The sequence below is a fragment of the Epilithonimonas arachidiradicis genome, from assembly GCF_003610695.1.
GTDB lineage: Bacteria > Bacteroidota > Bacteroidia > Flavobacteriales > Weeksellaceae > Epilithonimonas > Epilithonimonas arachidiradicis.
In genome coordinates this window covers 17,388-33,912 of the sequence record NZ_RAQH01000011.1, presented here as the reverse complement: position 1 = coordinate 33,912, position 16,525 = coordinate 17,388, and the positions used below count along the sequence as shown (strand labels likewise).

At 35.2% G+C, this 16,525-nt stretch carries 15 protein-coding genes; 12 read left to right on the top strand and 3 right to left on the bottom strand.

The window, feature by feature from the left end:
- Window positions 1-32: 32 nt before the first annotated feature.
- Window positions 33-323 (bottom strand): GIY-YIG nuclease family protein, encoded by a 291-nt coding sequence (locus BXY58_RS15360; protein WP_120214756.1) that lies wholly within the window; start codon window positions 321-323, stop codon window positions 33-35.
- Between the two features lie 351 nt (window positions 324-674).
- Window positions 675-938, bottom strand: a complete 264-nt coding sequence (locus tag BXY58_RS15355) for a MerR family transcriptional regulator (protein WP_120214755.1) — start codon at window positions 936-938, stop codon at window positions 675-677.
- Between the two features lie 171 nt (window positions 939-1,109).
- Between BXY58_RS15355 and hsdR the strand changes: the two genes are divergently transcribed.
- From hsdR to BXY58_RS16995, 12 genes are all read left to right on the top strand, one after another.
- Entirely contained in the window at window positions 1,110-4,331 is a 3,222-nt protein-coding gene (gene hsdR / locus BXY58_RS15350; protein WP_120214754.1) for a type I restriction-modification system endonuclease, read from the top strand.
- Window positions 4,331-5,116 (top strand): GIY-YIG nuclease family protein, encoded by a 786-nt coding sequence (locus tag BXY58_RS15345; RefSeq protein WP_120214753.1) that lies wholly within the window; start codon window positions 4,331-4,333, stop codon window positions 5,114-5,116. Before hsdR ends, BXY58_RS15345 begins: the two co-directional genes overlap by 1 nt.
- Window positions 5,117-5,119: 3 nt before the next feature.
- The gene (locus tag BXY58_RS15340; RefSeq protein WP_120214752.1) at window positions 5,120-6,580 is read left to right on the top strand and encodes a class I SAM-dependent DNA methyltransferase; all 1,461 of its coding nucleotides are present in this window, start codon (window positions 5,120-5,122) and stop codon (window positions 6,578-6,580) included.
- A complete protein-coding gene (locus BXY58_RS15335; RefSeq protein WP_120214751.1) occupies window positions 6,580-8,097 on the top strand; it encodes a restriction endonuclease subunit S in 1,518 nt (505 codons plus the stop codon). Before BXY58_RS15340 ends, BXY58_RS15335 begins: the two co-directional genes overlap by 1 nt.
- Window positions 8,084-8,680, top strand: a complete 597-nt coding sequence (locus BXY58_RS15330; RefSeq protein WP_120214750.1) for an ImmA/IrrE family metallo-endopeptidase — start codon at window positions 8,084-8,086, stop codon at window positions 8,678-8,680. The genes BXY58_RS15335 and BXY58_RS15330 overlap by 14 nt, the downstream gene beginning before the upstream one ends.
- Window positions 8,681-8,760: 80 nt before the next feature.
- Window positions 8,761-9,441, top strand: coding sequence for a hypothetical protein (locus tag BXY58_RS15325; RefSeq protein ID WP_120214749.1), 681 nt, complete (start codon window positions 8,761-8,763; stop codon window positions 9,439-9,441).
- A complete protein-coding gene (locus BXY58_RS15320; protein WP_221408307.1) occupies window positions 9,422-11,455 on the top strand; it encodes an McrB family protein in 2,034 nt (677 codons plus the stop codon). Before BXY58_RS15325 ends, BXY58_RS15320 begins: the two co-directional genes overlap by 20 nt.
- Window positions 11,448-12,725: an McrC family protein gene (locus BXY58_RS15315; RefSeq protein WP_120214748.1), complete on the top strand. Its 1,278-nt coding sequence runs from the start codon at window positions 11,448-11,450 to the stop codon at window positions 12,723-12,725. The genes BXY58_RS15320 and BXY58_RS15315 overlap by 8 nt, the downstream gene beginning before the upstream one ends.
- The gene (locus BXY58_RS15310) at window positions 12,695-13,456 is read left to right on the top strand and encodes a LytR/AlgR family response regulator transcription factor (protein ID WP_120214747.1); all 762 of its coding nucleotides are present in this window, start codon (window positions 12,695-12,697) and stop codon (window positions 13,454-13,456) included. The genes BXY58_RS15315 and BXY58_RS15310 overlap by 31 nt, the downstream gene beginning before the upstream one ends.
- Window positions 13,457-13,588: 132 nt before the next feature.
- Window positions 13,589-14,644 carry an AAA family ATPase gene (locus BXY58_RS15305; RefSeq protein WP_120214746.1) on the top strand — a complete coding sequence of 352 codons (1,056 nt, stop codon included), beginning with the start codon at window positions 13,589-13,591 and terminating at the stop codon, window positions 14,642-14,644.
- On the top strand, window positions 14,634-15,431 hold the full coding sequence (locus BXY58_RS15300; RefSeq protein ID WP_120214745.1) for a DUF7192 family protein: 798 nt from the start codon (window positions 14,634-14,636) through the stop codon (window positions 15,429-15,431). The genes BXY58_RS15305 and BXY58_RS15300 overlap by 11 nt, the downstream gene beginning before the upstream one ends.
- A 16-nt stretch (window positions 15,432-15,447) precedes the next feature.
- Window positions 15,448-15,585 (top strand): hypothetical protein, encoded by a 138-nt coding sequence (locus BXY58_RS16995; protein ID WP_170144254.1) that lies wholly within the window; start codon window positions 15,448-15,450, stop codon window positions 15,583-15,585.
- Between the two features lie 372 nt (window positions 15,586-15,957).
- Here BXY58_RS16995 and BXY58_RS15295 read toward each other — a convergent pair whose 3' ends face one another.
- Window positions 15,958-16,440 (bottom strand): hypothetical protein, encoded by a 483-nt coding sequence (locus BXY58_RS15295; protein ID WP_120214744.1) that lies wholly within the window; start codon window positions 16,438-16,440, stop codon window positions 15,958-15,960.
- Between the last annotated feature and the right edge of the window lie 85 nt (window positions 16,441-16,525).

The window sequence follows — 16,525 nt, the reverse complement described above, 5'->3', positions numbered from 1 at the left end:
TTGAAGATTCTTACTGTACTTTATCCATTAATTTACTTAAACTTCTTTTTAGCTAGATTTGGTAAATCCTCAAAACGATCTTCTATCAATGCAAGCTTCTTGGCTTTTGACCATTTTTTAATCTTCTTTTCAAAAGTAATTGCTTGTTCAATATCCATAAGATGACAAAAGTAAACCAACTGTACAGGTCTTCTACTGAAAGTATAGGAGCCAAAGTATTTGCCCTCTTGATGTTCTTCAAAACGCTTATAAACATTTTCTGTGATGCCTGTATAATAAGTCCCATCAGAACATTCTAAAATATAAACATAAGATGAAAGCATAGAATTTGTGTTTTATTAAATGTAAGAAATAATTGAGGTTCTCGATATATTTTCTTCGCTGTGCTACGAAAACACTCGAACTGACGTAAATTATCCCTTAGTCGTTCAATCAATCGTCACTTCGAGTGATTCGCTGATAGGCGAATTGTATCTAGAAATTGGTGTTAGTTTTTTATGAATTGTTCTCGATATATTTTCTTCACTATGCTACGAAAACACTCGAACTGACGTAAGTTGTCCGTTTTTTACAATTGGTTTTGATACATCCACCAAAGGTACAGTAGTCGGACTGACGGGATTTGGTAGTGAAAAAGCAGACTGTGAGGTCTGCTTATTTGGTTTTGTAACATTTTAATCGTTGTAGATCTTGAGGATGTCCATCATTAAAATGGGTTTGAGGTACATTGTTTTGCTGCCCATCTTGAAATAGGATATTAATCCTTTTTTCTTGTGATTGGACAGTGTTCTTTCTGAGATGCCAAATAACTTGAGTACATCTTTGTCTGTCAATAAGTCCTTGGATAAGTCTATATCCGATAAATTGAATGGGAAATTGTTTGCCAAATGAGATTGCGCTAAGTGTTGCGCTACCTCTGATTGTAGTATTTTTTTCATATTATTGGGTTTTTGGAGATTAAAATTAATAAAAATTTTTAATTGGTTTTGTGATTTGGGTTGAAAATATGATTGGGCTTTTATGATTTTTTTGCGGAGTACGGAAAAACGTATGTATGGGATTGGGTTTTTGGTTATATTTGGGAGTGAAAAACTAATTTATCATAATGTATGGCAGATTTGTCTAGTTTTAATTTTCTTTGTGAGGCTTATCCTTCGTTATTTCATCAAGCAAGGCTTGCGGAAAGTTTGTATTATGTGGACGCAAGTTCTTCTATCTCAAAAGCCAGACTTTTTGGTGAAAAGCTTATTAAGCTAATTGCAGATTTGGAAGTTGAGAATCTGAATGGCAGAAATCAAGTGGAGTCTATCCAGTTTCTGCAAAATAGAAATGTGTTTCCTGATGCAATAGGTTCACTCTTTCATACTATTAGAAAATCTGGTAATGATGCTTCACATAATGGAGAAAGTACCAAACAGCAAGCTCTCTTTGTTCTTAAAAAACTATTTACACTTTCAAGATGGTTCTACGAAACCTATGAGAATGACTATGTTGAAGCTAAAGTTTATGAACTCCCACCAGAGCAATCTAAAGTTGAAACTGAAAAGCTGAATGAAAAGTTAGCAGATTTAGCTGAGCAAATCCAAGATTATCAAAATAAGATTGAAATCTTAAATCAATCGAAACAGACGATTAACTCAAGAAGGGTTAAATCAATTGAATCTGCAAACCGAATTGACTGGAGTGAACAGGAAACCAGACTCGAATTGATTGATAAACAGTTAAGAGATGCAGGATGGGAATGCGATACTGAAAAGATCAATTATAAATACCATAAAACACTTCCCGAAAAAGGGCGAAATATTGCGATAGCAGAATGGCCTTGTGGTAGTAAATATGCAGACTACGCATTGTTTATAGGATTGGAGTTGTATGGATTGGTAGAAGCAAAGAAATATAGACTTGATATTTCAACTGATTTGCGACAATCTAAAGTATATGCAGAAAAAATCACAGCTAACGATAGTTTTCAACTTCTGGGTAAATGGGAGAACTTGAAAGCTCCTTTTCTATTCTCTACGAATGGCAGAAAATATCTTGAGCAAATAAAAACCAAAAGCGGTATATGGTTTCAGGATATCCGAATTAATACCAATCACGCTTATCCTTTACGCGGATGGCTTTCTCCTGATGGACTGAAAGAAATTTATGAACGTGATACAGAATCAGCGAATAAAAAACTGACAGATAGCGATTATGATTATCTAAATTCTCCGCAAGGTCTCAATCTTCGTGATTACCAAATAGAAGCCATCAAATCAGTTGAAAATAAATTAATTGAATACCCACAAGACCGAAGAGCGTTGCTAGTAATGGCAACCGGAACCGGAAAAACAAGGACAATCAACGGATTGATTTATAGATTGATTAAAGCCAACCGTTTCAAAAGAATTCTTTTTTTAACAGACAGAACATTGCTTGCTTCACAAGCAAAAGACAGCGTTAAAGAAAATAAAATAGAAGATCAACAATCGTTTGGAGGGATTTATAAATTTGAAGACACCAGCATAACACAGCCCGATTCTGAAACCCGACTTCATTTTGCAACGGTTCAGAGTATGGTAAAACGACTTTTTTATTCTGAAAATCCTTTAACTGTGGATACTTATGACTGTGTAATTGTTGATGAAGCGCACAGAGGTTATCAGCTGGATAAAGAAATGAACGAGGATGATTTTGGTATTAGAAATGAGGACGATTATGTAGCACAGTACCGAAAGGTACTGGATTATTTCGATGCCTTTAAAATTGGAATGACTGCCACACCAGCTTTGCATACAAAAGAAATCTTCGGAGATTCTGTTTTTGATTATTCTTATAGACAAGCTGTCATAGATGGTAACTTGGTGGATCACGAACCTCCTTACAATATTTCCACTAATCTCAATTCTGAAGGGATTAAATGGGAAAAAGGCGAAAAACCTCAAGCTTATGATGCTGAGACAGGAGAAATTACGGACCTTGAAGCTTTAGACGATGAACTTAAATTTGATGTAGAGCATTTCAATAAACAGGTTCTTAATGATAACTTCAACAGAGCAGTTGTAAAATATTTAGCGGAAAATTTAGATCCAAACGGCAATGAAAAGACTTTGATTTTCGCAGCGAGAGACAGCCACGCAGATACTATTTTGTATATGCTGAAAGAAGAGTTTCAAAACATTGGTGTAGACGTTCACAACAAAGCTATTGAAAAAATTACCGGAAGTGTTTACGATAATGCTCAACTTACAAGAGATTTTAAAAACGAAAGATATCCAAACGTTGTCATCACAGTAGATTTACTCAGTACAGGAGTAGATGTTCCCTCGATTTGCAATATTGTTTTTATGAGACGTGTGCAATCCCGTATTCTGTATGAGCAAATGTTGGGAAGAGCTACCCGTCTTTGTCCTGAAATAGGAAAAGAAGCGTTTAAAATTTATGATGCGGTGAGATTATACGAAGCGTTGCAGGATTATACCCAAATGCAAACCGTTTCTAATCCGTCTTACAGTTTTGAACAGTTGGTAGCAGAAACTGATAAGATTACTAATGAGCAAAGACTAAACAGCCAAATCGAGCAAATCGTTGCGAAGCTACAACGCAAATCAAAATTGATAGAAACGCATCAACAGGAACATATAAAACTTCATACGGATGGAAAGTCAATCGCTGAACTCATTGCCGATTTGAAAAATACGCCCAGTTCCGAAATAAAAAGCAAAGTAGAGCAACTCAGTTCACTTTGGAACTATCTGGATAACAAAGTTTATAAGAAGTACACACAAGTCTATTCAACTCACGAAGATTCTGTAAAAGAAGTCACCCGTGGTTATGGCAATGCAGAAAAGCCGGAAGATTACATTGAAGGCTTCAAGAAATTCATTGCAGAAAACATCAACACCATTGCAGCCATCAACATTATCTGTAATAAACCTCAGGAATTGGATCGGAAATCTTTGAGAGAATTAAAGTTGATTCTTGATGAAAAAGGTTTCAATGAAATCTCTCTCAATACAGCTTGGAAATCTGCAAAAAATATAGACATTGCAGCAGATATTATCGCATACATCAGAACTCTTTCTATGGGTGTTGACCTTATTTCACCACAAGAGCGTGTGAAAAATGCGATTAGTAAGATTAAATCAAGTAGAGACTGGAATATTCATCAGTTAAAATGGATTGACCGTTTTGAAAAGCAATTGCTTGCTGAAAGCATTTTAACTAAGAAAGATCTTGATTTGAAACCGTTTTTAGATGAAGGAGGTTTTAATAGAATTAATAAAATTTTCAATAATGAATTAGAAGATTTGATTGTTGAGTTAAATAATGATTTATATTCTGCATAATGATGAATTTTTCAGAAGAAATAATTGAAAGGTTAAGAGGTCTTGTCATTACTTATGAAAAGTCAGACAGTGCGGAAGACCGAAAAAAAGCTAGACGCAAAATGCAGAAGCTTGATTTTCGTATGACTGACTTTAATATAAGGAATATAACCTCTTCGGATTTTAATAAATTAATTTCTAGTGGGAAAATAAAAATCCTTTCTAATATCCCTACTTCAAAAATTAATAGTACAACAAAACAAAAATTTCAAGAGGTTTCTACTTCTGTTTTTAATTTACTAGCTGTTGAATATTCTACTATCAATCGAGATTTTATTAATGAATTGAACTTTTATGGTTTATATTCTTTAAGACTAAAAGAGAAATGTTTATTACCAAAACCTTTCCAGCAATTTTTATCTGAAAGAGAACATCAAATTATATATGTTGGTAAAGCACAAGGTCAAACACTTAAAGAGCGATTAAATCAAGAGCTTTTTGCAAAAGGTCACGGAACTTTTTTCAGAAGTATTGGTGCAGTCTTAGGATACCTACCGGAGGCAGGATCATTACACGGAAAGTCAAATCAAAATAATTATAAATTTATAAAGGAAGACCAAAAGAAAATTATCTTTTGGATCGAAAATAATTTAGAGATTGCCGTTTTTAAAACTAGCAATTTTGAGGAAGAAAAACATTTAATTTGCAAACTGAAACCCTTGCTGAATGATAGCCACAATCCTCTTGCATTAGCGGAGCTGAGAATGGCAAAAGATAAATGCAGAATAACAGCAAGAAACACATAATATATGAGCGCACAGGAAATAGCCAATAAACTTTGGAATCTTTGTAATGTACTCCGTGATGACGGGGTTACCTACCACCAATATCTTAACGAATTGACCTACATCCTTTTTCTGAAACTTTCAGAAGTAAAAGGATTTGCAGAGCAGATTCCTGAAGAATACCGATGGGCGAAGTTTACGGAGGAAACGGATAATATTGAAGCTTTCAGATTGTATCGTGAGTTTTTGGCTACTGTAAGCAGTAAAACCGACAGCGCATCCATCAAAGATATTTATACCAATGCTTCTACTACGTTGACGAAGCCAGTGAACTTTAATACTTTGGTAAAGGCGATAGACGATTTAGACTGGTATGAAGAATCTGACCGTGATGTAATGGGTGACATCTATGAAAGTCTATTGGAGAAAAATGCGGGTGAAAAGAAAAGTGGAGCAGGACAATACTTTACGCCACGTCCGCTCATCAATGTGATGGTAAAACTGATGGCTCCTAAATTGGGCGAGAAATGGAACGATCCCGCTTGCGGAACTTTTGGATTTATGATTTCGGCAGACCATTATCTGAAAGAAAAATACGATTACCGTTATACCTTAAATGCTGACCAGATAAAATTTCAGGAAGAAAAAGCTTTTTCAGGCGTTGAGCTGGTGGGTGATGCACACCGTTTGGCGTTGATGAATGCACGACTTCACGGAATGGAAAGTACCATCTATCTTGGTGATACTTTAACCAGTCTGGGAGAAAACCTGAAAGGCTACAACGGCGTACTCGCCAACCCGCCATTTGGAACCAAAAAAGGAGGAGAAAAGCCTACCAGAAACGACCTTAAATATGTATCGAGCAACAAACAGCTTAATTTCTTACAGCATATCTACCGAAGTTTGATTACTGATGGAACTGGCCGTGCCGCTGTGGTTTTACCCGATAATGTTTTGTTTGAAGATGGAGACGGACAGCGCATCCGTAAAGACCTGATGGAAAAGTGTAATCTGCATACCATTCTACGTTTGCCTACAGGAATTTTCTATGCAGCAGGCGTGAAAACCAATGTCCTGTTTTTTACCCGAGGTAAAAATGATGAAGCCAATACCCAAAACGTATGGTTCTACGATATGCGTACCAATATGCCGAGTTTTGGGAAGCGTACGCCTTTTACCGAAAAAGCTTTTGAAGATTTTATTACCGCTTACACCGGTGGCATTTGTGCAGATGACGTAATGAAAAACTATGAAGCCGAAATAGATGAAGAGAAAAGAAAAACCATTACCGATGAAAGATGGCAGTGCATTTCTCTGGCAGAAATAGAAAAGAAAAACTACAGCCTCGACTTAGGATTGATTGCCGACAGTAGCCTGAGCAACAGCGAAGATTTGGGAGAGCCGATTGATATCGCCAAAGACGCTTTAGCAGAACTGCAAAGCATTACCGAGCAATTGAATGCAATGATAAAAGAATTGAATTAATGGAGAAGGAATTGCCAAAGAATTGGGTAGAAACTGTATTAGGTGAAATCACTACAAAACCTCAGTATGGATGGACTTCAAAGGCAGGTATAGATGGTGATGTAAAATATTTAAGAACAACAGATTTAAGTCGAGGGAAAGTTGATTGGGATTTAGTGCCATTCTGTATAGATATTCCAGATGATATTTCAAAATACCAAGTTGAGAAAGATGATATATTAATTTCAAGAGCAGGCTCAGTAGGATTAAGTTATAGGATAGAAGAATCTCCTGAAAAAGCTGTTTTTGCTTCATATTTGATTAGATTTAAACCTTATGTAAATGCTAAATTAATTGAGTATTATTTAAAATCATCTGATTATTGGAATGCAATTTCTGATGTTTCCGCAGGAATTGCCGTACAAAATATTAATGCTCCGAAGCTTTCTGGATTAAAATTTCCACTTCCACCTTTATCCGAGCAAAACCGCATTGTAGAAAAGTTAGATCGCTTATTTGGTCAGTTGGAAGTGATAAAAAGCTCAATGGAAAAAATCCCGGTTTTGTTGAAGAACTTTCGTCAGCAGGTTTTGACGCAGGCGATGACAGGAAAATTGACAGAAGAATGGAGAGAGGGGAAGGAGTTGGAAGATTGGAAATCTTATTTGCTAGGAGAAATTTCTGTTAAAATTACCGATGGAGCTCACAATGTGCCAAAAGTACTTGAAACTGGTTATCCTTATTTAATGGCAAAAGATTTAACAGGTGGTTTTTTAGACTTTAGCCAAAATAATTTTATTAGTGAAAAAGATCATCAAGAACTTTATAATAAATGTAAACCTGAAAAAGGGGATTTATTAATTGTTAATATAGGAGCTGGAACTGGAAACAATGTTTTAATTGATACAGATATTGAATTTAGTTTTAAAAACATTGCAATTGTCAAACCTAAACGAGATATCATTAATGGTAGATTTTTAAAGTTTTCTTTTGATAAGCATAAAGCAGAAATACTCACTAATCAAGTTAGAGGAGGAGCGCAACCTTTTTTAAGTTTAACAGCTTTAAAATCAATAAATATTAAAATACCTACACTTGAAGAACAGCAAGAAATCGTTTCCCGCGTAGAAAGTCTATTTGCCAAAGCAGATGCCATAGAAGAAAAATACAAAAAACTAAAAACCAAAATAGAAACTTTGCCACAGACTATTTTGCACAAAGCTTTCAAAGGGGAGCTGAGCGAGCAGTTGGAGACTGATGGAGATGCCAAAGATTTGCTGGAGGAGATTGTGGCGTTGAAGAATGGGGGGAAAGCTAAGAAAGTTGTTTCTAAAAAGTATGTTCAGCCTAAGGAGATTTTAAGAATTGTTGCGGAAGCTGATACAAAAGAATATAGTACACCAGTGGAGAGAACTGCCGCCTGGTATGATGAACGTTTTGAACTGTGGGTCTCTCAACAAGGTCTTGCGGCAAGAGGAAGTTTGGATAAAGATACCCTTAGAGAACTCTTCGATGCTATGAACGATGAAGACAAATAGTGAAATAGAAGCTATCGTAAATGGTGTTTTAACAAAATATCAAAAAAGAGGCGGAAGCTACAAACTCTTTGAAGATATTATGTTGGAAGAAGGGATTGTGTTTAAAGAAATTAACAGTGCTAATCAGAATTTTGTCGGCGCACTCACTAAAGGAAATACTGGACAGAAAAGCTATATTTTCATCAATGGAAATATCGACAATACAGGTCGCAGGCATTTTACGATTGCTCACGAGTTGGGACATTATTTTTTAGCACATCAGTTAAAGGATAATTCCATCTATTGCTCCAATACGGATATTGCAGAAGAAGGTAACCAATTTGACCCCATTGAAAGAGAAGCCAATTATTTTGCAAGTTGCTTTTTAATGCCCGAGGAAAAAGTAAAAGTAGCATTTTTAAGCATCTTAGAAAACCGAAGTAGAAAGAAAATCAAAGATTTTTTGTTAGTCAAAAATGATTATACTTTCGGGATTTGGGTGTTAATCCGAGATGAACTTACGAAGCGATATGGTGTTTCGGAAGCTGCTTTGCGGTATAGGTTGCAGTATTTGAGGTTGGCGAGGTTTGAGTTTGGAAGGTAGAGAATGATGTGGCGGCAATATTGGGGGAAAGAAGTAAAGAGGGTAAATAGAAAATAATAAAAAATAAAACTAATAACTAAATGAATCTCGATATCAAAAGAAGAATTGATACTATTGCACATCCAAAAGCAGTAAGACTTTTTTTCAATTTAATTGACCAACTGATTACAGAAAATAATCTTTCTGCAGATGATGAGCGTCTTGTGTTGAATGTACGAAACGATTCTAGGAAACGATTTTCTGTGAATATTAACAGCAGGTTGGTGCTTTATATCAAAGGAGGAGAAGAATTTGGCTTTATGATTAACAAAGATGATTGGCATCTTTTTGAAAACATTCCTCATATTGATAAAGACGTTTTCGGAAATTATGAACCTGCTTCTTTTAATGTTTCTTTCAGTTTAGATGAATTCCTTAATAATCAAGAATTAATTACAAACTATTGGCTGAAAAGCTGTACCAGCTATTTACCAAAACAAGAGCGTTCTCAGTATAGAAAACATCATATTGAAGAGCTTTATAATATTGCCAAAGATTCTAATTTATTAGATAATTATCTTTCAGATTCAGAACAATATTACTCCAAATTTAAACAGGTTGTTTATGATTTTAAAGATTATATAAAAAGTGAAGATATTCTAATCAAAGATTTTGAAATTCAAACGGTCTATGATAGTTATGTTTGGATATCAGATAGCAAAGGAATTATAGGAAGGGATGGATTTTGCCACTACGAATTAATTGTTAGGAATAGAAAATAAAAGTTTGTTAACTGATCAATTACCTGAAGGCTTTTTTTGGAATAGTGATCACGGAGGAACAGAGAACAGTATAGCTTTTGAAAATAACATTGATTTTCAAGACCAAGATATATTTAGCAAATTAGAAAAGGCGCTATTTCAATTTGAAGAAACATTGGGAGAGAAAGTCAGGAATTTAGTTTTTAGAGATGTAAAAAAAGAATTTATTAATTGGTTTGTATCTAGAGAAGAAAAGGAACTCAAAACATACTTTTCTAAACAGTTCAATGGCAATATGGAACGGTTTGAATCCGAGATTGATAGCTATGAAAAGTGGTACAAAACAGACTTTGAGACAGATTTATTTTTAATTGATGTTACAGATGCTCAAAACAAATATAATGAGATAAGTAAAAATGTTTACAGCAATTCTCCTTCTTTTTCAAAAAATGGTAGAGAGAAAGGCAATTATCGTCCTACTGCTATATTAGGGAAAAACAATTATTTAACATTCTTAAAAGAATATTTTAAATTAAACTCTGATACACTTTATACAAATAAAAACACTCCAATACATATGCCTCTCAACCAAATTCTTTATGGACCTCCCGGAACCGGAAAGACTTACAATACGATTAATAAAGCCATATCAATTCTTGAAAATAAATATGAGATTGAGCTAAAGGATGAAAATAGAAATGACTTAAAACAACGATTTGAAAGTTATATTGAATCTGGACAGGTGGTCTTCACTACTTTTCATCAAAGTATGAGTTATGAGGATTTTGTAGAAGGGATCAAACCACAAACAAAAAATGAACAGGTAACCTATTCTGTCGAAGACGGATTATTCAAATCATTTGTAAAGAAAGCTTTGATTGAGTATCTGGATAAAGATGATGAAGTTTCAGAATCTGATGATTTTGATTCTATTTATAACTCTTACATTAATAGTATTAAGGATTTTGAAAACAAGAGAGAAGGTATCTTTACAACCAAAACAGGAGTAGAGATAATGTTGATTGATGCCAATGAAAACTCGATTCTGGTAAAATATCTTTGGAGTAATAAAAATAAGACAGAGGAAGGACAACATACATTTAGCGTAACTAAAGAAAAACTCAAGAAAGTTCTATTAGAAGGTATTGAACCAGATAAAGTAAAGAGTTTAAAAGCTGAATTACATCCTATTGTAGGGCATATACATTGTGAACTTTTTGCTGTTTACAAGTCTTTTTATGAATTTGTAATTGCTAATAAAGGAGAAATAGAGACCATATATTTCAATTATGAAGATCAATCTTATGAGGAAATAAAAGATCAATTTGATGCATTAGATAAACAATCTCTCCAAAATAAAAATGTTAAAAAGTATGTATTAATCATCGATGAGATCAACAGAGGAAATGTTTCTCAAATTTTTGGAGAGCTTATTACTTTGATTGAAGAAAGTAAAAGACTAGATGCAGATGAAAGTCTGGAAGTTAAATTGCCTTACAGCAAAAAAGAATTTGGTGTTCCATCTAATTTTTACATTATCGGTACGATGAATACGGCAGACAGGAGTGTGGAAGCTCTTGATACCGCACTTAGAAGACGCTTTACCTTTGAAGAAATGTTACCTAAACCTTTCCTACTGAAAGATAAGAATATTGGGACAGTTAACCTAGAGGAAGTATTGACTATCATCAACAAAAGAATTGAAGTTTTATTGGATAGAGATCACACTATAGGGCATTCTTATTTTATCAATGTTAAAAATGAAAATGACCTTAGAAATACATTCAAAAATAATATTATCCCATTGCTGCAAGAGTATTTTTATGGAGATTATGAAAAGATTGGGATGGTATTGGGAATGGAATTTTTTGAAGAGTTTGAGAAATTTGACAATTCTTTATTTGCCAAGTTTCAAACAGAAAACTATCCACAAGGCGGTCGTTTTTTTAGATTGAAAACCATTAATCAAGATTTTGAAATCATTAAAGCAATTCAAATTTTAATGAATAAAAAAGTTGAAGAAACAAATGTCTAAAATTCAGGTTTTTGAACATAGTTTTCTGGCTATTGGAGAAAGTGGTTTTGAGAAGCAGCATTTTGAAGCGTTATCAAAACTCAATGCGCTGCACGATTACAAGTATTTTGATTTGAAACATAATGGCGTCGTCTTCAAACAATTCGTCGGTGTCATTCAGGTGGATGGTTTAATAATAGAAATTCTGCCTAAAATAGACCGTTACGAATCTGAAAGTAAAGATAACAAAGCCAAGTGGCAAAAGGTTCTGATAGAAATGTTGAAAGTGACCAAAAAGCTGAAGATTCAGCAAGTAGGGCAAGCCAATGTTTCCAGACAGTCGATTCATCTTTTGGATATTTATTTTGAATGGTTTTTGAGTGAGGTGCAGTTACTTATTCATCAAGGCTTAATAAAACAGTATTATAAACAGACGGGGAATGTAAAGGCTTTGAAGGGAAAACTGGAATTTGCAGGTCATATCAATAAAAACTTAGTTCATAAAGAACGGTTTTATACCACGCATCAGGTATATGAAAAAGACCATCTGATTCATCAGATTTTAGGTCAGGCTTTGGATATCGTTGCCCATCTTTCAAAAGGAACTTATCTCTACAGCCAATGCAAAACTGTACAACTTGATTTTCCGGAAGTGAAAACCATCAATGCTAATGAAAACACTTTCAGTAAAATCCCCAAATCAAGAAAAACAGCGCCTTACGAAACGGCTTTAGCTATCGCCAGACTCATTATTCTGAATTATGCACCCAATGTTTCAAGTGGATCAGAGAATATGCTGGCTTTGCTTTTTGATATGAACAGTCTTTGGGAAGAGTATGTTTTGGTAAGATTAAAACAAGTTGCGAAGGAGAAAGAAGTTGAGGTATATGGACAAAACTCTTTGGAATTTTGGAACGGGATTACTATTCGACCAGATATTGTTTTGGAAAAGAAAATAGATGATAAGACTAAAGATATTCTGATTGTTGACACCAAATGGAAAAATATCGATCAATCTCAACCATCCACTCACGACCTGAGGCAGATGTATGTGTACAATGAGTATTGGAAAAGTACCAGAGCTCTTTTACTTTACCCATCTAACAGCAGTCATTTAAATGATTTTAAACCTTTTGTTCCAACTGATAAAGATTCCAATCATCAATGTGGATTAGGAAAAATTACAATATTCAATGAAGCTAATGAATTGGATGTATTGCTTGGAGAAAAAATAATAAACCTTTTTGATGAAATTAAACTATGCACCACACCCACCGCATCGCCATTCTAGAAGACAACAGCAAACAGCTGGATAAGCTGGAAGCCTATCTCAACCAAATCCCGAATGTCCAGATCGTGCTGAAAAGCAGAGATTCGGATCACTTTTTTCAGGAGTTTCCTAATGCTCATCCTGATATCCTAGTAGCAGATCTTGACCTTGGTAATGATAGTATGACGGGAATGGAAGTGGCGCAGGAAGTGAGAATGCCAGTGTTCTTTGCCAGCGTAAATACAGCAGACTATATAGAGGATATTGAAAATCTGAAGCGGGAAGCTGAAATCTGTGTGGATCATATTACCAAACCTTTCAAGGAGGAGCAGTTTGTGAAGAGCTTTAAGCGGTTTCTGCAGGAGGTGTCTCTTTTTGCAAAACTCCAATATGTGTATCTTGACTTTAATAAAAGCAAGCGAAACGAAATTCTACTGGACAACATTGTCTATCTATGTGCCGATAAACAAGCCGGATCTGAGTCCAACAATAAGCAGATCTATTTCATCGACCGCAAGCCAGAGAACCTGATTGACTTCTCATTTTCCAAGATGGAGGAGAAAGGTCTGCTGAAAAGTCAGTTTCTCACGATTCATAAGTCTTTCCGTGTGAACAGGAAGTATATCCAATGTTATCATAAAAAAACAGAGACTGTAGAAATTACGGTGTATGACGGACAGGGTAAAACGAAAAAATTGCATCTGCCTGTGTCTGAAAATTACCAAAGTGTCATTAAAAAAGAGTTGGGCTAATACCGCTCTTGTTCCTCTATAAAAAGCTTTTGTTCCTGCGTTTCCGATGATGTTTTTCGGAAACGCTTTTTTTTTGTTTTCGGATGCTGTTTTGATAAGTCTATGGTATAACAAACAATTTTAAAAACTATTATGGAAATTAAAAGAAGCCACAGAACTTCAAAACCCGAGAATCACAAAAATGGTAATAGCGTACTTGAAAATTATGTGCATCAACATTTGGATCTCATAAAGAGCAAAGTGGAACAGGACATTAAATTAAATCTGAAAAAAGATTTGGATCACGTTTTCAAATCTCAATTAGGGAGGTCTAATTCTGAAATCAAGAAGTTACAAGCTACAATTATCCAGTTACAAGAGAATCATCAAGTATTACAAGAAAAAAATAAGCAACTGAATAGTAGAATTGATAAATTAAGAAACTATAGAAGTGTGAGTATCCGAGTTGTGGATGGTCATAAAATCAAAGATCTTGGTCTCCAGCATTATCAATTTGAAAAGCTACTGAAATATGTACAGACCAAAAATAATATTTTCTTGGTAGGATCAGCTGGCTCGGGAAAAACCACCGCTGCAAAAAATATTGCCAAGGCGCTTGGTATGGAGTTTTATTTTACAGGTGCTATTACCAGTGAGTTTAAATTAACAGGTTTTATGAATGCGCACGGAAAGATTGTATCCACTGATTTTAGGAAAGCGTATGAGCAGGGCGGTGTTTTTCTTTTTGATGAAATAGATGCGAGTTTTCCTCAAGCTATATTAGCTTTCAATGCGGCATTGGCCAATGACTTTATGGATTTTCCGGATGGTAGAGTAGAAAAGCATAAGGATTTTTATTGTATTGCTGCCGCTAATACCTACGGAACAGGAGCTGATCGACAGTATGTAGGAAGAAACCAACTAGACGCTGCGAGCCTTGATCGATTTATCTTTATGTCTTGGGAAATTGATGAAAATCTGGAACGTCAACTGGCGGGAAATGATGAATGGACCAGCTATGTTCAGAAAGTGAGAAAAGCTGTTGCAAAAATAAATGAACGAATTGTAATAAGTCCAAGAGCTTCTATCATAGGGGCAGAACTTTTGAAAGTTGGCATCAGGAGACAAGATGTTGAAAATGATGTTCTGTGGAAAGGACTTGAAGCTTCGAGAGTTGAACTGATTAAAAATAATATCAATGTTTGGTAATCGGTATTTACAGTTTGGAAATCTTCAAGACTTTTGGGATTTTTCTTTTAGAGAAAGCATTTCATACAAGAAAGATTCACGAAAACCAGCATCAGAGTGGTATGGCGGTGTCACATGGGAGCAAACTAAAAAGCTTGCTACTTCTGGTTGGTGGGAAGGTATGGAAAAAGTAAGGTCAATCACTGCAGAACTGTCGGAAGTTGTAGCTACAAAAATTGTAAGGTATGATCCTGAATATTGTTTTGCCGGTAATGTTGTAGATGTGGGCATGTTTTTAAGCAACTCACCTGAATATTTTTTGACTAAACAGATAGCAGAACAAGAAATAAAAGGAAAAATAGTGACCATTGTATGTAATATTTCGGTTTCGGCAGCGATAAACTCAGACGTCATTATTCAGAAAGGCGCAATGGTTTGTGCTTTGGTTGATGCCTTGGAAATGTCAGGATACCGATGCGAAATTATTTTAAATGAAACCTCTCAATATTATGAGTCTAAACTTGAAGTGGATGTCTGTATAAAAAAATCAAACCAATCTCTCAATTTTGCTGAACTGGCATTTTGTCTTGCGCATCCGGCGATGTTAAGACGGATTATGTTTTCGGTGGCAGAGTTGGAGGGTTGGGCAGACTTTGCTCATGCCTATGGGCGACCGTGTAGTGCCAGCCAAAAAGGTGACATCTATGTAGATGAAATTTTTAGTCTTAAGGTTAGAAATGCTGAAGCGATTGACTGGATTATCAAACAACTGCAAAATCAAGGTGTCCATTTAAAAAATACTTACTAATTAAAATTTTAAAACAATGAAAAACAAAATCACACCACAACAAAACGCTTCTAATACAAAGAATGCGAACAAAGGAACTGCAGGAACTAATAAGCAGTATGACCAAAACCAAGGGAACAGAGGAAAACAGCTGAATCCTAATCGTAAAAAGTAACTTTTAATAGGCCTGATATAATGTTAGGCTTTTTGTTTTTAGGTTAATAGGTTCTCGATACATTTTTCTTCCGCTATGCTGCAGAAAAACACTCGAATTGACGGAGGTCTTCTTGGAATAAACCACCCCGTCAATTTGCTGAAGCAAATTGCCACCCCTCCGAGGGAGGGGAATTGAGAGTGTGTAGGATTGGTTGTTTTAGAATGGTTCTCGATACATTTTCTCCGCTATACTCCGAAAACACTCGAACTGACGAGGATTTGCCATTCTAATTATGATTTATCAAAAAATCCCAAGACAAGTCTCAGGATTTAAAATTAGAGGGCCTCTATTATATCATTAAGCCATCAGTTTTACAATATATTTGTGTTCTTAGAAAGAGTATTGTTTTGTAAAGTCAGCACCGTCCCCAGTAAGGGTAAGGTTTTCATTAATAACCGTTTCGCTGCCTTTTTCAATTTTGTATTTTACAACCATTGGTGCACCATAATTGATGATTTGGACACCATTGGCAAAGGCTCTGATAGGTTCGGTAGTTTCGATAACATAGGTTTTTGTAGCACCTGCAAAGTCAGTGTCTTTTAAGCCTATTGCAGATTCGCCTGTTCTTACCACGCCGTTCACTTTCCAAATATCAGTCTTTGTACCGCCGGATCCGCCTGCTAAGCTTACAGACACAAAATCATCGTCTGGATTCACATTTTCAAGCGTTACAGTCACTTTGTAATGACTGCCTTGTCCGATAACCTCGTCCACTATGTCATCATTATCCTTGCTACAGCTCGTTAATACAGTTCCAAAAGTCATTACAGATAAAAAGCCATATAGGGCTATTCGGGTGCTTATCTTTTTCATAATATTATTTTTATAGGTTTGTGAAACACAAATTTCTGTAGAATGGCTTGGGGAGGCAATCATCAGAAACGATGATTTTATTTCT